18 protein-coding genes and 1 pseudogene are annotated in these 19,259 nt (G+C 45.2%); 13 read left to right on the top strand and 6 right to left on the bottom strand.

Going from position 1 to position 19,259, the window contains the following annotated elements; all coding sequences use genetic code 11:
• A pseudogene (locus tag QUA78_RS20500) lies at positions 1 to 542 on the bottom strand (photosystem II D2 protein (photosystem q(a) protein)); the annotation flags it as partial.
• A gap of 89 nt (positions 543 to 631) precedes the next feature.
• Between QUA78_RS20500 and QUA78_RS20495 the strand changes: the two are divergent.
• The 3 genes from QUA78_RS20495 (at position 632) to QUA78_RS20485 (ending at position 1,925) form a co-directional block, all read left to right on the top strand.
• The gene (locus tag QUA78_RS20495; protein WP_333398993.1) at positions 632 to 811 is read left to right on the top strand and encodes a hypothetical protein; all 180 of its coding nucleotides are present in this window, start codon (positions 632 to 634) and stop codon (positions 809 to 811) included.
• A 146-nt stretch (positions 812 to 957) separates the two neighbouring features.
• Positions 958 to 1,230, top strand: a complete 273-nt coding sequence (locus QUA78_RS20490; protein WP_333398992.1) for a hypothetical protein — start codon at positions 958 to 960, stop codon at positions 1,228 to 1,230.
• The gene (locus tag QUA78_RS20485) at positions 1,227 to 1,925 is read left to right on the top strand and encodes an ABC transporter ATP-binding protein (protein WP_333398991.1); all 699 of its coding nucleotides are present in this window, start codon (positions 1,227 to 1,229) and stop codon (positions 1,923 to 1,925) included. Before QUA78_RS20490 ends, QUA78_RS20485 begins: the two co-directional genes overlap by 4 nt.
• Positions 1,926 to 2,051: 126 nt before the next feature.
• Here the strand turns inward: QUA78_RS20485 and QUA78_RS20480 are convergent, their stop codons facing one another.
• Positions 2,052 to 2,840, bottom strand: coding sequence for a DUF4058 family protein (locus QUA78_RS20480; RefSeq protein WP_333306557.1), 789 nt, complete (start codon positions 2,838 to 2,840; stop codon positions 2,052 to 2,054).
• Positions 2,841 to 2,969: 129 nt separating this feature from the next.
• Positions 2,970 to 3,212 (bottom strand): hypothetical protein, encoded by a 243-nt coding sequence (locus QUA78_RS20475; RefSeq protein WP_333306555.1) that lies wholly within the window; start codon positions 3,210 to 3,212, stop codon positions 2,970 to 2,972.
• 127 nt (positions 3,213 to 3,339) lie between these two features.
• Between QUA78_RS20475 and QUA78_RS20470 the strand changes: the two genes are divergently transcribed.
• Together QUA78_RS20470 and QUA78_RS20465 are read left to right on the top strand one after the other, a co-directional pair.
• Entirely contained in the window at positions 3,340 to 3,552 is a 213-nt protein-coding gene (locus tag QUA78_RS20470; protein ID WP_293186087.1) for a helix-turn-helix domain-containing protein, read from the top strand.
• A 20-nt stretch (positions 3,553 to 3,572) separates the two neighbouring features.
• On the top strand, positions 3,573 to 3,785 hold the full coding sequence (locus QUA78_RS20465) for a helix-turn-helix domain-containing protein (RefSeq protein ID WP_006635455.1): 213 nt from the start codon (positions 3,573 to 3,575) through the stop codon (positions 3,783 to 3,785).
• 41 nt (positions 3,786 to 3,826) lie between these two features.
• On the opposite strand, the gene QUA78_RS20460 is transcribed toward QUA78_RS20465, so the two are convergent.
• The 3 genes from QUA78_RS20460 to QUA78_RS20450 form a co-directional block, all read right to left on the bottom strand.
• Entirely contained in the window at positions 3,827 to 5,314 is a 1,488-nt protein-coding gene (locus tag QUA78_RS20460) for a hypothetical protein (protein ID WP_333306552.1), read from the bottom strand.
• Positions 5,311 to 7,644, bottom strand: coding sequence for a Piwi domain-containing protein (locus QUA78_RS20455; RefSeq protein WP_333306550.1), 2,334 nt, complete (start codon positions 7,642 to 7,644; stop codon positions 5,311 to 5,313). The genes QUA78_RS20460 and QUA78_RS20455 overlap by 4 nt, the downstream gene beginning before the upstream one ends.
• A gap of 479 nt (positions 7,645 to 8,123) precedes the next feature.
• Entirely contained in the window at positions 8,124 to 9,632 is a 1,509-nt protein-coding gene (locus QUA78_RS20450) for a UbiD family decarboxylase (RefSeq protein ID WP_333398990.1), read from the bottom strand.
• Positions 9,633 to 9,970: 338 nt separating this feature from the next.
• Here QUA78_RS20450 and pstS point away from each other — a divergent pair, with 338 nt between their 5' ends.
• The 8 genes from pstS to hppD all read left to right on the top strand — a co-directional run bounded on the left by pstS (position 9,971) and on the right by hppD (position 19,258).
• Positions 9,971 to 10,999, top strand: a complete 1,029-nt coding sequence (gene pstS, locus QUA78_RS20445; protein WP_333303275.1) for a phosphate ABC transporter substrate-binding protein PstS — start codon at positions 9,971 to 9,973, stop codon at positions 10,997 to 10,999.
• 201 nt (positions 11,000 to 11,200) lie between these two features.
• The gene (gene pstC, locus QUA78_RS20440) at positions 11,201 to 12,202 is read left to right on the top strand and encodes a phosphate ABC transporter permease subunit PstC (protein ID WP_333303274.1); all 1,002 of its coding nucleotides are present in this window, start codon (positions 11,201 to 11,203) and stop codon (positions 12,200 to 12,202) included.
• An 82-nt stretch (positions 12,203 to 12,284) separates the two neighbouring features.
• Positions 12,285 to 13,265: a phosphate ABC transporter permease PstA gene (pstA, locus tag QUA78_RS20435; protein ID WP_333303273.1), complete on the top strand. Its 981-nt coding sequence runs from the start codon at positions 12,285 to 12,287 to the stop codon at positions 13,263 to 13,265.
• Between the two features lie 56 nt (positions 13,266 to 13,321).
• Positions 13,322 to 14,173, top strand: a complete 852-nt coding sequence (gene pstB, locus QUA78_RS20430) for a phosphate ABC transporter ATP-binding protein PstB (protein ID WP_333303272.1) — start codon at positions 13,322 to 13,324, stop codon at positions 14,171 to 14,173.
• A 140-nt stretch (positions 14,174 to 14,313) separates the two neighbouring features.
• Complete coding sequence (locus QUA78_RS20425; protein ID WP_333303271.1) at positions 14,314 to 15,585, top strand: APC family permease; 1,272 nt, start codon at positions 14,314 to 14,316, stop codon at positions 15,583 to 15,585.
• A gap of 42 nt (positions 15,586 to 15,627) precedes the next feature.
• Positions 15,628 to 17,037, top strand: coding sequence for an NYN domain-containing protein (locus QUA78_RS20420; RefSeq protein WP_333303269.1), 1,410 nt, complete (start codon positions 15,628 to 15,630; stop codon positions 17,035 to 17,037).
• Between the two features lie 83 nt (positions 17,038 to 17,120).
• The gene (locus tag QUA78_RS20415; protein ID WP_333303268.1) at positions 17,121 to 17,828 is read left to right on the top strand and encodes an SDR family oxidoreductase; all 708 of its coding nucleotides are present in this window, start codon (positions 17,121 to 17,123) and stop codon (positions 17,826 to 17,828) included.
• Positions 17,829 to 18,193: 365 nt separating this feature from the next.
• Positions 18,194 to 19,258: a 4-hydroxyphenylpyruvate dioxygenase gene (gene hppD / locus QUA78_RS20410; protein ID WP_333303267.1), complete on the top strand. Its 1,065-nt coding sequence runs from the start codon at positions 18,194 to 18,196 to the stop codon at positions 19,256 to 19,258.
• The last annotated feature ends 1 nt before the right edge of the window (position 19,259 follow it).

The raw sequence follows: 19,259 nt of genomic DNA, 5'->3' as shown, positions 1-19,259 counted from the left end.
AAGCGGAAAATTGCTGCGACGCCGAAACTGGGGGCGAAGAACCAGCCTGATTGACCCAAGGGGTAAAGCAGGAACACGGAAACAAACACGGCGATGGGGCCGGTGAATGCTAGGGCGTTGTAGGGACGGATGCCTACCAAACGGGAGATTTCGATCTGACGCAGGCAAAAGCCGATCAGTGCGAAAGCGCCGTGGAGGGCGACAAATGTCCACAGCCCGCCGAGTTGGAACCAGCGGGTGAAGTCCCACTGTGCTTCGGGGCCCCATAGGAACAGCAGGGAGTGTCCGAGGCTGTTGGCTGGGGTGGAAACTGCTACGGTGAGGAAGTTGGCTCCTTCGAGGTAGGAGCTTGCCAAACCGTGGGTGTACCAGGATGTGACGAAGGTGGTGCCTGTTAACCAGCCACCGATGGCTAGGTAGGCGCAGGGGAATAGCAGGATGCCAGACCAGCCTACGAAGACGAAGCGATCGCGTTTGAGCCAGTCGTCGAGTACATCAAATATGCCTCTTTCGTTCTGGGCGCGTCCGACTGCGATTGTCATTTACGCAAATCTCCAAATGGATATAATTACAACGGATCTGTCTCTAGTCATGAGTCTTCCACCGTTGCCTCTGCTTAGCAGAAAACAAGTTGGATTATGAACAGAGTTTACTTTTCTTTACCGTATTGACGATTATAGAGGTAATTCTTTACAAGAGCAAGTTTTTCTTAAAAAACTTTCGGCTCTTGACTTTTGACTTGTGCGAAGTCCCCCAAGCCCTCGAAGTCCCCGAAGTCTTTGCCCTGCATTTGGGAACTTCTACTATATAGGAGTCTCTGCGCTTTGCGTCAGAAGCCCCGTGGCTTGGTAGATGTATCGCCCTCAACCTCTGATTTTTCTAAGAAACTGGGTTTCCGTGGGTAAGTCCTATATATATACTGAGGATAGAGCTCCAAACTTAGGTTTTTAAGACTATATGTTCAGCATTGACATCATTGTGAAAAATACGCCCGTCTCGCTGTCGGTGCAGCGGAAGTTGGAGGAGGACGCTGAGACTGTTTACCAGCAGGTACTGGCGGCGATTCGCAACTCCCAACCGCAAGTTTTGGAACTAACTTGCGAGAAAAATCCTGAGAAAAAGGTGGCTGTGATCAGCAGCGAGATTTCTGGGGTGGTGGTTTCTCAGAAATCGGGGGCGTCATCTACAGGCAGATCCCCTGGTTTTGTCTCGCTGTCGGCTGCAGAATGAGGGCTGGGGGTGTTGGTGCCGATATGGGCCAGTCAGCGGTTGCTGTGCGGGATTTGGGTTTTTGCTGGCCGTCGGGCGATCGAGTGTTGCAAGGTTGCTCTCTGGATGTACCCAAGGGCGAGTTTTGGATGCTTTTGGGCACTAACGGCAGCGGCAAGTCTACGCTGTTGAGGCTGATGGCTGGGCTGCTGCACCCCCAGTCGGGGGAAATTGACTTGGGTGGGCGAGTGGGTTTTGTGTTCCAAAACCCGGATCACCAACTGGTGATGCCGACTGTGGGTGCGGATGTGGCTTTTGGTTTGGTGGAGGAAAAGCTTTCTAACGTTCAGGTGCGGGCGAGGGTGGCGGAGGCTTTGGAGGCTGTGAATTTGCTGGAGTTGCAGCGGCGGCCGATTTATGCTTTGAGTGGGGGCCAGAAGCAGCGAATTGCTCTTGCTGGGGCGATCGCCCGTCACTGCGAAATTTTGCTGTTGGACGAACCGACGGCTTTGTTAGATCCTGATTCTCAGTTGGATTTGGTGGCGGCGGTGCAGCGGTTGGTGAAAAATCGCGGGATTACGGCTTTGTGGGTGACTCACCGTTTGGATGAGTTGAATTATTGTGATGGGGCTTTTTTGTTGGAAAAGGGCCAAGTCGTCGATCGGGGAGATCCGGCGCGTTTGAAGCAGCGGTTGATGCAAACTCAAGATGTTTAGCCCTCAAGCAATTTGAGAATTAAGTCACTCTGCGCTATGGAAATCGCAAAGAGAGTCAAACGAAGTGTGCCTCCGCAGACTAAGAAATAAATAGGGTATTTAACCAGAATTTCGCTGCACGCCAAATTAATCTCGCAATCCTCGATCGCGCAACAAAGCATCTGCCCAAGCTGCATCTGTTTCCGAAAGTGGCGGTACTGATGGCAGACTATAATTTATCTCCAGATCGTAACCTGCAATATCATATATTCCATTGAACAGCATTTGCAAATCAACAACAGGCTCAGGATCTTCTGAACGCAAAGGCAACGGGAAAGAAGGAATTACATTCTGAATATTAAAAGCATATAAATCACCGCGAGGACGGCGGTTGCCGCGACACACCAAAATGCGATAGTGACTCTCAATATTATTGCCAACAATTGGCATGGGTTCCCCATTTCGCAGTAAATCAATTTCAATTAAATGAGTGCGCGTACCTAGTACCTGTTGGCGTTTTTGTTCATACATCTGCCGTCCTTTACCAGAACGCTTATTAGCGGGTGAAAGAATTTCAATAGCTGTTACCACTTCTCTGGTTTCCACCTGTTTAATTTCTAAATAAGCTTCTTTGACAATCTCAGGAACAGGAATTGTCACAGTCACTGGTTGTGTTGGGGCTGACAAAACAGCCACATTCGGCATTGAAGGATTGCTGGCGTTTGCCAAGCGCTGTACCGTTATATCTGGAATACCAACACTCACAGAACTTTCTCCGCTGGTTTCATACATTCGCACTTCTACCGCGACTCGATATTTAGGCCGCAGTTGGGGAGATAAAAATCTGGCAATTTCACTAATCAGCAAGTTATGTATCCCAGGCCAAAAGTCGGGATGCTCTAAATACGGGTCCATACCGGGAAAGGGAGATGGCATTGATGTGACTCCTTGACTCAAGTCTATTTATAGTTTAGCAACGTTTTTTTGGGGAAATTAGGGCCGATCGCACTTCCGGTAAAATAGAATAATTCCTATTTGTGGAAGGGCGATCGCACTTTTCAACAATTAAACTTCGATCGACAATTGCATCGGAATTGGAACGCTGTTTTCATCTAACACAGACAGCGCATTCACGAAAACAATTGTATGGGGGACTGCCGGCATTAAGCGGCGCAGTGCATTTAGGTAAGATTCAGCATCGGGACGGCGGGCGAAACGGGCGACTGTTAACCGCTGACAGTTGGGGAGGTGGCGAATTAGATGCCAAGGTTGAAGTCGATCGCGATATGTCGATTGTTTTGGTATCATAGGAAAATCCTTCCCACTTTTGTGGGTGGTGAATGAAAGGCGATCGCTCTAGATTTCTCAGGTCAGGGGGCGATCGCTGTTAACTATCTTTATTAAAAGATATGAGCATAGCTGCTGTCAAGCATAAATGGGATTAATTCGATTGCGAGTTCGAGAATTCGCTGAGGAGAAGGGTTGGACGCTCAAAGAAGTCTCTGACAGAACGGGAATTCCCTACAGCACGGTTAAAAAATACGCCCAAGCCCCCAAAATGGCAACGGTGGACTACACGGCTTTGCAGAAACTTGCTGAAGTCTTCGATGTGATGGTGGAAGATTTGGTTGAGGTTTTGGAACGGTAAACTGATTTTTCAGCGGGAAAATGGGGTTAATTCGGTTGCGAGTTCGAGAACTGGCTGAGGAGAAGGGTTGGACGTTGAAAGAAGTTTCTGAGCGATCGGGCATTCCTTACAGTACGGTTAGAAGTTATGCCCATTCTCCCAAGCTGGCAACGGTAGATTACACAGCTTTAAACAAAATGGCTCGCGTGTTTGATATTGCGATCGAAGATTTAGTTGAGATTTTGGAAGAGTAGGCGATCGCTTAAACTAGGGAGTAGAGTGATAGCTTAGTTGATTAGGGCACTGAGCGAGGTAATTGTGGGGTTGACTGTGGGTGACTTAACTCGATTGGAACTCCTAGTTTCTCAGAAAGTTCCAGAACATTATTGCTAAAGTCAGCCGCTCCAGCTAAAACTCCAGTAATCATCGTAGCAAATGTGAACAGGGCAACTAAGCGGGTTTTAATTCTCTGGGGTTTTCGCTTGTCAGGAGTATTGATGTCCTCTTGCAAGTCATCCAAATGAACCAATACTTCTTCACGTTCGGCTTCTGGGAATGTTTGAGCCATATTGCGGAGAGAACTGATTAGTCTAGTAATTTCCTCAACATTCTGTCCAATATTTTGGGAGAAATCGGAAACAGTACCACTGCCACTCTGAATAAAGCCAATACTTGAATTGCTAGCGTGGATTGTTGTGTGATTAGTAGTAGATTCATTTTGATTGTGAGTCATAGTAAAATGGCCTCCTGTGATTAGGGTACCTTTATTATTACCTATGTATAGGTTAGAGTGCATACTAAGTTGCTCTAAAATTTTTTCTTCTATTATGTCAGCGTCAGAACGCAATTTAGACATAGCTTGTAAAAGCCTCTGCATATTACGGATATTAGAAGCTCCTATATCAGATTGCCTACTAAGTTGAGATTGCAGGTGCTGAGTGACGGCATGAAAATTATCGCAGCTAGTCTTGAGCCATTCTACAGATTTATAGGGATTATCTTGGATTTGTTCGCACTCATTCCATATTAAATGAAGAGTTTTAGCGAGAGTTGTTTGTATAGAAAACAAAAGGATAGCTGCTCGCGCACTATCCTGTACGCAGTGGGAAATTTTAATACACTGTTCGAGTAATGTTCGATCGAGCAGTAGTTCTGATTGAGTTAATCCGAAAGCTTGCGTAAAATTAGGTTCTATTATACAAAGCCATTTTACTAAAGCAAGTTCATCAACACTCATATCCTTGACTAAAGGCAAATTTCTTGCTTTCCAAGTCACTGAGAGGATACTTGCAGCATAAGCACTCAACAGAAATGTCCAATGATCCTCGCTATGGATTAATTTTTGTTCTCCTTGAATGAGGATGTCTTGCAACCATTTAAAATGATTAACCTGACTTTTGTAGTAGTGGCTAATGCCTAAAGTAATACCAAGCAATTCTGTAGGACGATAGAAAAACGATGTACGATCTGCGGGAAAAGCATCCCGACCAGATAGCCTGATTAATCCATCTGCCCAGCTTTTTATAAAATCTTCACTAAATTCTCTGCCACAGGCAATATTGTAGCCTACGGTAGCAAGAACAGGCGCCTCATTCAAGCGCTGTGGTGATAGTTTGGCTGCGTCTAAATTTGGAGGTACTTCTAATGAAATCTGGCTGTTTGTCTGATGCAAAATATAGTTAGCAAAACTGCTATCGGGTGATTCACTATGATAGTTTATCTGTAAATAGTTTACAATACTTTGCAACTGAGAATTGAAACAGTTCCTAATTACATCTATCATAGGAACCATTTACTTGCACGAAGTTTGATATTGAGCATTGCAGGCGACCATCCCCGAACATCCTGTAGGCGAGCGAGTAAACCCGCAATAAGTTCAGAGTAATAGATGGTTACAGGATCGGATGCGGGTAATAATGATTTCCAAGACAACGAAGTAAACTTCAGCACTTGTTCGCTGAGATACGTCAGATCGTAGTAGGTCGATTTAGGATGAAGATGAATAAGTAACGGCGTCGGTAGAGGTGTGCTGGATCGCTTAATCAGCTTCGATCCATTTGTACTTAGCAAGCGAGTGTAGCGCCCAAGTTGCAGAATAGTACCTCGTTCTGGTGCATAAATACCTTTGCGTTCGCCTTCTTTTACGTTAACACCCTGTTGAGATTTATCGAGCATTGTGAATGGGTGATCGTGGGAGATTGTTAAAAACGCGAATTCAACATTTTGTTCGTTACCGACTTGATCGACACACTCAGCAATAATATTAGCAACGTCAACATCTTTAAGTGGCCTCGCAGCGTGAAATACCAGTCTTACCTTATCATCTGGTTGCCAGCCATTGCGATTCTTTATTTCCTGCAAGATAGAGAGAGTGGAACTCCTTAATACACTAGGATATTCATCATAAGTACAGTCTTTAGACAAATTCCCCAAAAGGTAATTACCATCTCCTCGAAACACTGTGGTAATTCCCACAAATCGCTGTCGTTCCGTAAATCTACTACCCGATAGTTCGCAGGTGCCAACACCAATGACCAGTTCGTCATGAATAGTCAGATCGTGATCGACAGTCCAAGGTACACCATTCATTTTGGCATAAAGTGCAACCGTCAGATTTTGTAAAGTATATTGTAGGTCATTTTTCGATTGATTAATTGTGGCTAAACGAACCTCCTGAACTGGAATACCTGCCATTAATAAAAGTGATTTGGAGTGGATGTAGGGATTCTCGGAATCTGGTAGTCGTGTATGGTTATCCAGAAGCACTACCATTGCGGCATCAGGCATAATCTCTAGGCTAGCTAAAGTTAGTTCAATTGTGTCCCTATAAACAGTGGCAGGTTTATTTTGTGTATTTTTAAACCAGGGAATAGGCTGTAATATAAACTTCGGATTAACAAGACTAAAGATTTTTGCAAATCCACCAGTGTACCGGGATGTTTCTTGCCACTCTACATTTCCATCATAATCAATTTTTTTCTTCTTAATGCTGATACCGTCACGTAAGGTAGCGATAAAGTTTTCAACTGATCCCTGTTCTGTATCAGGGAAAAAAACAATTATTTCTGGAGTCTTCTTAGAAAAAGTTTGACGGCTAAATGGTCCATATTGCTCGATGCCAACCCAAGCGTAAAGCGATCTTTTAGTCCGTGCCGCATCAAAGCAATACTCAACTGATGATCCTGTAATTACAGACTGATATTCTTTCGTATTTATAGCTTCAATGCGCTCGCCAATTTTTCCTTGTAAACCGGGTGCGAGATCCAAAGGCGAGTTAAAGGCTAAAAAATTGTGCATTGTAGTAATAGTGCTATCAACAGCAGGGCCAATCAATAAGTTACTCTGCTCGTTATTAAGCGCAGACTCAAAATTTTTGTACTTATAGCCAAGTATGGCTTTGAGACAACTACTAAACGAGGCTTTAGAACGTTCTAGCCAAACTTCTTCCTCATGAATGGAGTCTATTTTGTCAAAGGATTCAGACAGATAAACAATTTTTTCTGAAATACGATCAATGCGCCCAACTAAGCGTCGCTGACCAGGAGCACATTGACGGCGAACGACATATAAGTCCCGAAGCTCAACACCCTCATTTTGAAGTGTGCTTAGGGATGCCTGAATTTGCCAATTAGTTTTGAGGCGAAGAAATAATCCAATACCTGATTCATCGTTCTGAATCTCAAAAGTTTTTGGTTCAAGAATGTATTTTGGAAAGACCTTGAAACTAGAAATAATGTCTGGTAAATTCTTGACAGTGCTAATAACTTCACGGATAAGTTCTTTTTTTTGAGCAAGGAAAGTAAAAGGTTTGCGCTTTAAAGGATTATATTCTGAGAAAATATCTGGTAGTAAATAGCTTATCCTACTGGTTATAAGTTGTAAATGTTCGTTACAGCTCAAATCCTCCAGTTGACCAAAGGACTTCTGGGGATTTGTGACCTTGGGAATACCGTACAGTTTGCCTTTTCGCCAGTGAAAAAACCACTCATCTCCCAGTAATTCTATAAAACTTTTTAATTCCTGGCTATTCGGTAGGTTTTGCACATATGCTTTGAAGGTTTTTGCAGAGAGTTCAACCTTAAAACCGTTGAGTTGAATATCCAATTTACTCATAAAGATACTTATATTTAAATAGAGTTTTTAGAATTTGTATTATAGGTGATCACTCAATAATATGAAATATGAACGTGATAAAACTTACATTATTGGAAATAATATTACATTTCAAGTATGTAGTTTTATACTCTATAATGAGCTTGCTATATTATTTTAGCGTTGAAAAGTTATAGATATGCTACATAAATAAAGTAGTGATTACCGTACTTGCCTTTAGTGCGATAACCCATTGTTGTAGTAGTGCAGCTAGTCTAAGCCGAAATAATTTAGATCTGGTTGCATTTTCTCAGCTATATGACTAGCTTTTGGTTAAAGGTGACTTACTGGTGCAGGTCACTTGTAGTTTAGCATTTCCTCAAAAGCAAAATCGCGCCCCCAAAAAAAGAAACGCGATCGCCTATTTTCCCGCTTCTCCCTCCTCCTCTGCGGCATTGTGGGACAGGCGGGACGCCTGTTATTTTCAGTGTTTCCTTCCCCTACTTCATCTCATATCCAAACAAATTCGGATCGACTTCTCCCAAATTTAAATCGGCCAAACCATACTCGGCCCAACGCCTTTCTACCATCGCCGCCACATCCGGATCGGACTCCAAAACTTCCCCCCATTCGTGATCGGTTTCCGGCGGCATCTTCGTAGTAGCATCAATCCCCATTCTGCCTCCCAAACCAATCTTTTCACTGGCAAAATCTAACGTATCAAAAGGCGTATTCGGCAGAATAAATACATCACGAACCGGATCGACTTTAGAACTAATTGCCCACACTACTTGACGCGGGTCGCGAATGTTGATACTTTTATCGACAACAATCACAAACTTAGTGTAAGTAAACTGCGGTAATGCACTCCAAAATGCTAAAGCAGCCCTGCGCGCTTGACCGGGATATGCTTTATCAATGGAGATAATTGCCGCTTTATAACTCAGGGCTTCCATCGGTAAGAAGAAATCGACAATTTCCGATACTTGCTGCCGCAAAATAGGGGTATAAATACGGTTAAGCGCGATCGCCATCATTGCTTCTTCTTTCGGCGGCCGCCCGCTAAATGTGGTCAGATAAATCGGGTCTTTGCGGTGCGTCATGCAGTGGAACCGCACCAACGGCGAATCTTCCACGCCGCCGTAATAACCCATGTGATCGCCGAAGGGCCCGTCGGGCAGAAGTTCCCCCGGCGTAATCGTTCCTTCTAGCACGATTTCCGAGTCCGCCGGTACTTCCAAATCTACGGTTTTGCACTTCGCCAATTGCACGCCGGAACCGCCGTAAAGTCCGGCAAATAACCATTCCGATAAATCTACAGGAATTGGCGTTGCTGCGGCGAGAATAATCAGGGGATCGACTCCAAGGGCGATCGCAACTTCCAACTTTTTACCAGCCTGCGCCGCTTTCCGCAAGTGTCGCGCGCCGCCCCGCACCGATAACCAGTGTACAGTCATCGTGTTTTTTGACTGCAACTGCAACCGATAAACCCCCACATTCGGCGTACCCGTTTCGCAATCTTTGGTAATTACCAAACCCAGGGTGATAATTTTGCCCGCATCTCCCGAATAAGGGCGAATCATCGGGATTTTGTTCAAATCCACCCCTTCTCCCTCAAATACCACTTGCTGACAAGCTGGGAAAAAGTCGCGGCCCGGTTTAGCTTTCACTACGTCAAACAGCACTTTGCCGAATTCTATCGCTTGGGAAATCTTTTTCGGCGGTTTTGGCTGTTGCAGCATTCCCAGTTTTTTGCCGAGCTCTTCTAGTTCGATCGGCTTTTCCATGTTCATCGCCCAGCAAACGCGCTCTTCCGTGCCCAAGAGGTTAATTGCTACGGGGAAATCTGCCCCTTTGACGTTTTCAAACAGCAATCCAGGGCCGCCTTTTTGCAGCATTTGGTTGGAAATTTCGGCAATTTCGAGGTCGGAATCGACTAAAGCGCTAATCCGGCGCAGTTGTCCTCGTTCTTCGAGCAGTTTTAGGAATCCCCGCAAGTCTCTTGCCATTGTTGTTAAAGAAATGTTAAGTGTCCCTACTATTATGCGGCGATCGGGGGATGGAGTGCGGGGTGGGGGCGATCGGGCGATCGCTAAATAAATTTCTCTTGTTATCGTTACTCTATGACTTGGTATTTCTCTGATTCATCAAAAATTGACTTTAGCTAATTTTTATTTGCAATACTCTTAACCATAATTTAAACAAAGCTTATTCTATTATTATTTAATCTACTGTTAACCAAAATTTAAAACAAGCTTATTATATTAAACCCCTTTCCTTGTGGATTTCAGTCTATCCTATGGAGGAGATTTGCAAAGCCTGCTATTAATATTGAGGACAAGGAGTTATGGTTTTCTTCACTAAAGGCTGGCGACGTGCCTTTATAGTTACGCTAGCGGTAGCAGCATTTTCGCTCTCGTTGATTACTTCCGCTGTAGCTGCTGTCACACTAAACGGTTCGGGAGCAACTTTCCCCAAACCTCTTTACGATCGCTACTTCTCTCAGATGAGAAGTGCAAATCAAATTACTGTAAACTACGAAGGAACTGGCAGCGGTGCTGGCATCAAAGCATTAATTTCAGGCACTGTTGATTTCGCAGGCAGCGACGCGCTGATGACGGCGGCGCAAATAGCCGAAGTAAAGCGCGGCGTCATGGCGGTTCCGACTGCTGGCGGCGCTGTTGCTGTTGTTTACAACTTGCCAGGAGTGAACAATCTGAGGCTAAATAACGATGCGATGAAAGGCATCTTTGAAGGTAAAATTACCCGCTGGAACGATGCTAAAATAGCGGGAATTTCTGGACAAGCTAAAAATTTGCCCAATACTCCAATTCGAGTAGCTGTACGCGCAGACAGCAGCGGTACAACCTTTATTTTTGCTAACCACTTGCAGGCGATCGGCAGCAGCGTCAAAGCAGCCGCTCAGCCGAGTTGGCCCGGAAGCCCTGTCAGCGGTCAAGGAAACCCCGGCGTAGCTGCTTTGGTGAAGAATACAGCGGGTGCGATCGGCTATGTTCAAGATACTTATGCTCGGCAAAATCAGCTCCAAACAGCATTTATTCAAAATAAAGCTGGCCGATTTGTAGATCCTAGCTTGGCTGAAGCAGAGAAAGCTTTAGCAGGGGAAACATTCCCCGCAGACTTCCGCTTAGTAGAAGGAAATCCTAACGACGGTTATCCGATTGTTGGTTTGACTTGGCTGTTAATCTACAAACAGTATCCTGCTGCGAAAGCAGAGGCTATTAAAAAGATGGTTAATTGGGTGATGACTACAGGTCAAGGTATCAACAAACAGCTAGAGTATACTCAAATTCCTTCAGCTACAGCTCAAAAGGTGGTTCAAACAGTTAATCAGACTGTGGTTGCCAGAGGTTAATTTGGGCGATCGCACGGGGTTATGAGTTGATGAGTTAAATGTAGGACTCAAAACTCATAAATTATCGGGTTAATGTGCGCAAAATTTACTGTGTAAGGTGCGCTGTGCGCACCCTACAAACCAGGTGCGCAGCGCGCACCCAGCCCATTAAATTACTCGTCTTGCAAGCAAATATTTCACTTTTTACGCAATAATTCCGGTATGACCAATCTTTCAAAAAAACCGAAAAAACAGACTCGGCAACCGGCAGAAATAAACACAGAAGTAGATTTGACAGATACTACTGGTGAAGCTTTATGGATGGAGTCAGGATTTACACTATTTGTATGGGGTTTTGCCTTAGCGACAGCGGGTACGCTGTTTTGGATGAGTGCGATAATTTTTAAAGATGCTTGGCCAGCTATTAGCAATTTTGGACTCTCATTCTTGTGGAATCCCAAGTGGGATATCGGCGAGTTGCAGTTTGGGGCTTTGCCGTTTATTTACGGTACTGTAATTAGTTCTGCGATCGGCATAATCATCGCACTTCCTTTAGGGCTGTCAGTAGCTATAGTTACTAGCGAGAACTTCTTACCCGTTTGGGTGCGATCACCCTTGGGGTTCATGGTTGAATTAATCTCGGCTATTCCCAGCGTGATAGTTGGCCTTTGGGGAATTTTTGTTTTGATTCCCTTTTTGTTGCCATTGCAGCAGTCATTGTTCGATAATTTCAGTTGGTTTCCCCTGTTCAGCAGCGAACCTTTAGGCCCCGGAATGCTGCCCGCTGGAATACTTTTATCGATTATGATTCTGCCCACAGTAGCAGCCATCAGCCGCGATGTATTGATGTCAGTTCCAGTCGATTTGCGAAGTGCTTCGATGTCTCTCGGTGCCACCCGCTGGGAAACGATATTCAAGCTGTTATTGCCAGCAGCTAGTTCGGGGATTATCGGCGCCACCATATTAGCATTGGGACGAGCTTTAGGCGAAACAATGGCTGTCACAATGGTAATTGGCAACTCGATTCAAATTAACCCATCCCTGCTCGCTCCCAGCTACTCAATTCCTGCTGTTTTGGCAAGTCAATTTCGGGAAGCTCTCGAACCGCTGCACATCGGCGCTTTGATGTATTTAGCCCTAATTCTATTTGTCATCACTCTGTTGGTAAATGCGATCGCAGTATTGTTAGTTCAGCTAATTGGCGTCAAAGGAGCTAAAAATTAACATCATCCAAAGCAACTTGGTCACAAGCCGCGCCGCCGGATTTATCCGCTGGTTCAATCTAAAATATCAAATCTAAAATTCCATGACTCAAACACAAAATTCAAACAGTATTCTGGATGTAGAAATCAACAACCCCCTGTCGCTAAGCAGAACTTGTTTCAGCCGGGGAATGACAGTTATCGCTTTCGCTCTGACAGCTCTGGCTCTGCTGCCTTTGTTTGCTATTTTATACAAAATCCTGGGGGAAGGACTCACACATTTGAGCTGGGAAGTGCTAGTATCTCTGCCCGCCCCCGTCGGAGTTGAAGACCAGCCTAACGGCTTTGCAAATGCGATTCTTGGGACAGCTTTAATGGTGGGAATTGCGACATTAATCAGCGTGCCTATCGGCGTAATGACGGGAATATTTTTGTCTGAGTTTGGTAGAGAAAACAAAGCGATGGCTAATAGTATTCGCTTTATTACCGTGATTCTCAGCAGTGTTCCCTCGATCGTAGTTGGCGTCTTTTCCTACGCCCTAATTGTCGTTACCACCAAAGCCTTTTCATCCTTAGCCGGCGGTTTCGCCCTCGGCATCATCATGCTTCCAGTTGTTGCTCTGACAACAGAACAAGCATTAAAATTAGTGCCTACTTCTTACCGTCTCGCTTCGGCTGGTTTGGGAGGCGGACGTTTTCAAACTATTTTTCGGATTATTATTCCCTCAGCACTTCCAACTATTACCACAGGTATTTTACTCGCTGCTTCCCGGGCCGCCGGCGAAACCGCACCGTTGATTGTAACAGCGTTGTCGAGTCAATTTTGGCCTCCTTTAGTTGATAAATTGGGCGAGATAATGCAGTCCCCCATAGGTGCAGAAACTATCTCAAAACTAAAAGAAATTCCCGAAACACTTCTGACTCCGACTCCTTCTATGTCGGTATTAATATATAGCTACGCCAGCTCTCCTTACAAGGAGCAGAACGAATTGGCGTGGACTGCTGCCTCTGTGCTTTTGGGCATGGTTTTGATTGCTAGCGTCGCATCCCGTACAGTAACTCGGAAACGCTTGCAAAATCGATAAATCAATAACTCAAGTCCATCTATCAGTCAAATATTAACAATATAACCAGGCAAATAATGAAACCTAAAGCTAACTTGAAGGCCGAAAACTCTACAGATAAATTCCTAGAAAATGCCACCCCGGAAATTGACCCCAATGCAATGCCAGCACTGCGGGTTCAGGACTTGAGTTTTTATTACGGAACTCACAAAGTCTTAGAAAATTTATCGATGAATATCCCTCACCCGCAAATTACTGCTATTATTGGCCCTTCAGGTTGCGGCAAATCTACCTTTCTCAAAGCTCTCAACCGGATTGGTGAATTGGAGGGAAAGGTTAAAATTAAAGGAAGAGTAGAGTTTTTTGGACAGGATATTTACAGCCCGAAAGTAAACATTAATAGTTTGCGCCGGCAAATTGGGATGGTGTTTCAAAGACCGAATCCTTTTCCGCTGAGCATCTACGATAATATTGCTTACGGGGTGAGGCTTTTTGGTCGCAAAAGCAAAGCAGAATTAGATGAGATTGTGGAATCTGCACTTAAAAGTGCGGCGCTTTGGAATGAAGTCAAAGACGATTTGAAGAAATCGGCTCAGGGGATTTCGGGGGGACAGCAGCAGCGACTTTGTATTGCTCGCGCTTTGGCTGTGCAGCCAAAAATTTTGCTGATGGATGAACCTTGTTCTGCTTTAGATCCGATTTCTACGATGAAGATTGAGGAGTTGTTTCAGACTCTGCGGCAGGAGTTAACGGTGGTGATTGTGACGCATAATATGCAGCAAGCGGCTCGGGTTTCTGATTACACGGCATTTTTTAATACTGATGAAAGTCGCATCGGCCGCCTGGTTGAATTTGGGCCGACAAGTCGGATTTTTACGTCTGCAAGCAATTCGAGTACGAGGGATTACATTCAAGGTCGTTTCGGTTAATACCAAAGTTCTTTTTTAGGTTTGTAGTTGCGCTTCAGCGCCGGCCGGCGCTGAAGCGCAACTACAAACCTGTTTCAACGTGACAAAAGCTTTAGTCCTGCTAATATCAGTATGGCACTGAACAGAAAACCGCTATAGTTATGTCTTTACCACTGCTTAAGCGAGAATTGGGTGTTTTCGGCGCTACTCTCATGGGGCTGGGCTCAATCGTGGGCACTGGAGTATTTGTGAGTATCGGGATTGCAGCGGAAGTTGCTGGGCCCGGAGTGATTTTGGCTGTGGGTATTGCTGCTTTAGTTGCTGTTTGCAATGGTCTTAACAGCGCTCAATTAGCGGCAAATCATCCTGTTAGCGGCGGTACTTATGAATATGGCTACAAATATCTCAATCCTTGGCTGGGTTTCACTGCCGGCTGGATGTTTTTGTTGGCGAAAACGGCTTCTGCGGCTACTGCTGCTTTAGGTTTTGCGGGGTATTTTTTAAATGCAGTTGGTGTAGCCGATCGCACTTACTTGATCCTAACAGCTTTAGTCGCCCTCGCCACCCTCACTTTAATTGTATTGACGGGAATTAGGCGATCGAATATTGCCAATACTGCCATAGTCTCAGTTACACTTTTATCCTTAGCGGTGTTTGTTGCTGTCGGTTTGCCAGAGGTAAGGTGGGAAATGGCCACCGTACAGAATGATAGCTCGATCGGCTCCATCTTCCAGGCCACCGCCCTGATGTTTGTCGCTTATAGCGGTTACGCCCGCATCACCACAATGAGCGAGGAAGTGCGGGAACCGAGGGAAACCATTCCCAAAGCCATAATTTTCACTTTGGTGCTGACAATGCTGCTTTACGTGGGGGTAGCAGTAGTTGTCGCGGGCGCAGGGGCACCCGATAAATTGTCTTTACAAACAGGTGGCACGACTGCACCCCTGGAAGTCATCGCCCGCAGTTTCCCAATTCCAGGAGTTTCTCAACTGCTAGCCGTCGGTGCAATTACCGCTATGTTGGGAGTCTTGCTGAACTTAATTTTAGGGCTGTCGCGCGTCTGGCTGGCGATGGGGCGGCGTCTGGATATGCCAAGAGTCTTGGCGCGGCTGAATCCAGAGGGGACAACTCCCTACGTGGCTGTGGTGGTTGTCGAAGTTACGATCGCACTTTTAATCCTCGTTGGCGATGTCAAAACCACTTGGTCATTTAGCGCTTTTAGCGTTTTGATATATTACGCTATCACCAACCTCGCCGCGCTGCAACTTTCCCCCGCCGAAAGGCTTTATCCGCAGTGGTTGGCTTGGGTGGGTTTGGGGAGTTGTCTGTTTCTGGCTTTCTGGGTGGAGAGGCAAATTTGGCTGACAGGATTGGCATTAATTGCCACCGGTTTAATTTGGCGGGCGATCGTCCGACTCCCAGCGAGAAAGTAGAATTGTGATAAATTGAAACAGCATCCCGCATTGTAGAGGGCCATGCCCGATCGAACTCCCTTGCTGGCGACTGAAGAATCTCCCGCATTCAGCGCCATCAGTCGCTATATCGCTCAAACACTAATTTCCATTCAGGAAAAGCATCCCGAATGGATAGCTGAAAAATACAGGAAAACCCCCTGGGCTAAACCTGATTTTCAGTCCGTTTTGATTGGAAAATTGACAAAAAGTTTTAGAGTAGCCAGCGATACAGATTCCCTGCTGCTGACTGCGAAAAAATACCTACAAATTCTGCTGGTTCCAGAATTCGTTAATTCACCTCAATTCAGCAAATTATGGGCCAAAATTCAGCAGCTAGCCCAATCTCAAACAGCACCAGCTAAATCACAAAACTCAGTTTCCTCAGAACCTCCAACTCCAACAGCCAATCAACCAGCCTCCCCTCCTGTCGGCATTGCTATCTTGCTGTTAGATGTCGAAAACTTGCAACTCACCATCGAAACCGAAAAATTCCTAGAGGGAATTTGCCACTATCCCATCCAAATCAAAGTTGCCTTTGCCAACTGGCGCAGCATGGGCAAGAAAGATGCCGAATTTCACCAGCGCGGCTATCAACTAATTCACGTCCCCCCCGGCAAAGACAGCGCCGACTTAAAAATGGCTACAGTCGGCGCCTCGATTTTCGTACATTATCCCACAGCCAAAGAGATTTTTGTCTGTTCGTCCGATCGAGCCCTCACTCACCTCAGCAACACACTGCAAGCCCACGGATTAACAGTATTTCAAGTCCGCAAACAAATAGATAAAATCATAGTTTTAAACAGCCAAACCAGACAAGTTGAAACCCATTCCCTCGTAACGACACCGGAAATTACACCCGTAGAACAATTAGTTATTCAGCTAAAAGAGTTAATCAAAAAAGAGCAAAAACGTACCTCAACTCAGTGGATAAAACTGTCTACAATTTCAGCTTTATTTAGAGAGAATTACGGTTTAGTCCTAAATCAAGTTGTTGCCCATCATTTGCTCGGCACTAAAACCAGGGATATATTTCTCAAATATCCTACCGATTTTGTCCTCCACAAACCCTCAGAAACTTCTCAAACTTATGTCACTATTTTTGAAGTCAGACTGTCGCCCCCACCGCCAATACTTAGCCAAGAAAATCTGAATAACCAGCAGGCAGCACCTGCGACCTTGACAGATATTAATTCTCTGGAAGACTTGGAAAGAGCTCTTGTCAAAATAGTTAGCGACTTAACCGACAACTCTCCTGAAAATTATGTATTTCTCTCTAATGTAGGTAGCGAATTTCACAGACAATACGGCAAACAAATTACCCAAATAATTAAAGATTTTAATCTCGGTAGAAAGTTTACTAAATTTTTGCAATCCTGCGCTTCTCTCCAGCTAAAAAAAGCCGAAAAAGGCTGGCAAGTTTCCCTCAATTAATTAAAAATTAAAATATATAAGCATCGCCATTACTAGCAACTTGAGTTATCATACAAACTGGACGTAAAGAAATGTAAAGGGATATGCAGGACAAAGTTGTGGTTGTGGTGGGTGCGACTGGCGGCATCGGTTCAGCGGTAGCCCGCAAACTCGCTGATGCGGGTGCGAGGCTAGTGCTCGCAGCCAGAGACAGCAGTAAATTAGACGCTTTAGCTAGCGAACTTTCAGCAACAGAGGTACTGTGCGTACCCACAGATATCACCGATTTACCGCAAGTCGAGACGCTGATGCACAAAGCGGCGGGGCATTTCGGACGAATTGATGCCCTCATAAATGCCGCCGGTGCCGGAATTCTCAAGCAGTGGAACAAGTTAGAACCCGCTGATTTAGATGCAATGCTTGACTTGAACTTAAAAGGCAGTTTTTACACGTCTCAAGCAGCGGCGAATGTGATGAAAGAGCGCAAATTCGGCCACATTTGCAATGTCATCGGGATTTTGGGCAAGCATTCGATGGCGATGGGAACGGCTTATTGCGCTTCAAAGTTTGGGGTAGTTGGTTTCAGCAAGTGCATGGCAGATGAGCTGCGACGCTACGGCATTAAGTTTACGCTATTCTATTTTGGCGGGGTGGATTCTCCTTTTTGGGATAATGTGAGTTTGAAGGTAGACAGGTCAAAAATGCTGAGTACCGAAACTGCCGCAAATGCGATTATGTTTGCTCTTTCGGCTGACCCGCAAGCTGTGCCGATGGAGATTAATATTCAGCCGGAAAGTCATTTGTTCTTTTAGCGATTGGGGAGTGACTTGAAGGCATTCGGGGTTCGGCAGCCAAAGCTCAAAGGCAAAAAAATTATGACATCTTTAAGTTTGAGAACTTGCCCGTAACCTCTATATCTAGGGTGCTTATGGGTACACCTGACCGCTTGAGGCAGACCTCGCGGCCGAATCCAAGTTATCGCAGACACCGGGTTTCTTTTAATTGCCGACCTATTTCTGCCTTCAGGGGGATTTAGGATATTAAATTTTTACGTTATTATTAAGCGCGCGCACTAAAAATACATGAAAAATATCCTTTCCTCAGTTCCTCCCTTGCAGTTTCCCACTGAAAATCAGCCGATTATCCATTTTTCACTTTCCATTTTCAATTATTGATTATGGAGTTCGATCGCATTCACTTTTACGTTGAAAATGCTAAAATATCCCGCGACTGGTTTGTCAGCCGCTTAGGCTTTCAATCAACAGCAGGTTATGCCAACAGCCACACTCAAACTGAAGTTGTCACCAGCGGCAATGTATGTTTTGTTTTATCTTCGCCCCTAACTCCCGCTAGTCTGGCTGCTAGTTGGTTGAAGTTTCATCCTCCCGGGATTGCCGATGTGGGTTTTCGGGTAAAAAATATCGAATTAGCGGTAGCTAGAGCGGCTGCCGAAGGCGCTAAAATCCTCGAACCGATTCAAGAAGACCTAAACGAAGGAGGCTATTTTAAGCGCGCAAAAATCGCTGGTTGGGGAGATTTAAGCCACACGCTCGTTGAGCGAATTGGTGGCCATTCACTGCTATCGGGTTTGGGTAAGCTGCCGCTGTTTACCTTGATTGACCACGTAGTGTTAAATGTTGAATCTGGCGATTTGTCAAGTGCTGTTAGTTGGTATCAAAAAATATTAGGTTTTCAACCGCAGCAAAATTTTGACATTCAGACTCAGAAATCGGCTTTGCGGAGCCAAGTTATGGTGCACGCTGAAGGTGGGGTGCAATTCCCGATTAATGAACCGGCATCAACTAATTCTCAAATTCAAGAGTTTTTGAGCGCAAATCGGGGGCCGGGAATTCAGCACATGGCTTTGCAAACTAATAATATTGTGGGGGTTGTTGCCGATTTGCGATCGCGCGGTTTACCTTTTCTGCCTGTTCCTCCAACATACTACTCCGAATTGCAGCAGCGGCAAAACTATTTGCCCCCAGATTGGCAATCAATTGCAGCTTCTGAAGTTTTGGCAGATTGGCAAGAAGATACTCCCGCAGCGATGCTGCTGCAAATCTTTACCCAGCCAATTTTTGCAGAACCGACTTTCTTTTTCGAGATGATTGAACGCCGAGTTACTTTAGTTAACGGCAAACAAGTGCAAGCGGGAGGTTTTGGCGCAGGGAATTTTCGAGCTTTGTTTGAGGCAATTGAACGGGAACAAATGAAGAGGGGAAGTTTGATAAATGATGGATAAA

This window comes from Microcoleus sp. K4-B3, from assembly GCF_036704615.1.
In the GTDB taxonomy this organism is placed as follows: Bacteria; Cyanobacteriota; Cyanobacteriia; order Cyanobacteriales; family Microcoleaceae; genus Microcoleus.
This window is presented reverse-complemented; position numbering and strand designations above follow the sequence as displayed.

Coding starts and splice junctions, on each gene's coding strand:
- QUA78_RS20490 (WP_333398992.1), top strand. CDS start 958: ATGTTCAGCATTGACATCATTGTGAAAAATACGCCCGTCTCGCTGTCG.
- QUA78_RS20485 (WP_333398991.1), top strand. CDS start 1,227: ATGAGGGCTGGGGGTGTTGGTGCCGATATGGGCCAGTCAGCGGTTGCT.
- QUA78_RS20480 (WP_333306557.1), bottom strand. CDS start 2,840: ATGCCATCTCCCTTTCCCGGTATGGACCCGTATTTAGAGCATCCCGAC.
- QUA78_RS20475 (WP_333306555.1), bottom strand. CDS start 3,212: ATGATACCAAAACAATCGACATATCGCGATCGACTTCAACCTTGGCAT.
- QUA78_RS20470 (WP_293186087.1), top strand. CDS start 3,340: ATGGGATTAATTCGATTGCGAGTTCGAGAATTCGCTGAGGAGAAGGGT.
- QUA78_RS20465 (WP_006635455.1), top strand. CDS start 3,573: ATGGGGTTAATTCGGTTGCGAGTTCGAGAACTGGCTGAGGAGAAGGGT.
- QUA78_RS20460 (WP_333306552.1), bottom strand. CDS start 5,314: ATGATAGATGTAATTAGGAACTGTTTCAATTCTCAGTTGCAAAGTATT.
- QUA78_RS20455 (WP_333306550.1), bottom strand. CDS start 7,644: ATGAGTAAATTGGATATTCAACTCAACGGTTTTAAGGTTGAACTCTCT.
- QUA78_RS20450 (WP_333398990.1), bottom strand. CDS start 9,632: ATGGCAAGAGACTTGCGGGGATTCCTAAAACTGCTCGAAGAACGAGGA.
- pstS (WP_333303275.1), top strand. CDS start 9,971: ATGGTTTTCTTCACTAAAGGCTGGCGACGTGCCTTTATAGTTACGCTA.
- pstC (WP_333303274.1), top strand. CDS start 11,201: ATGACCAATCTTTCAAAAAAACCGAAAAAACAGACTCGGCAACCGGCA.
- pstA (WP_333303273.1), top strand. CDS start 12,285: ATGACTCAAACACAAAATTCAAACAGTATTCTGGATGTAGAAATCAAC.
- pstB (WP_333303272.1), top strand. CDS start 13,322: ATGAAACCTAAAGCTAACTTGAAGGCCGAAAACTCTACAGATAAATTC.
- QUA78_RS20425 (WP_333303271.1), top strand. CDS start 14,314: ATGTCTTTACCACTGCTTAAGCGAGAATTGGGTGTTTTCGGCGCTACT.
- QUA78_RS20420 (WP_333303269.1), top strand. CDS start 15,628: ATGCCCGATCGAACTCCCTTGCTGGCGACTGAAGAATCTCCCGCATTC.
- QUA78_RS20415 (WP_333303268.1), top strand. CDS start 17,121: ATGCAGGACAAAGTTGTGGTTGTGGTGGGTGCGACTGGCGGCATCGGT.
- hppD (WP_333303267.1), top strand. CDS start 18,194: ATGGAGTTCGATCGCATTCACTTTTACGTTGAAAATGCTAAAATATCC.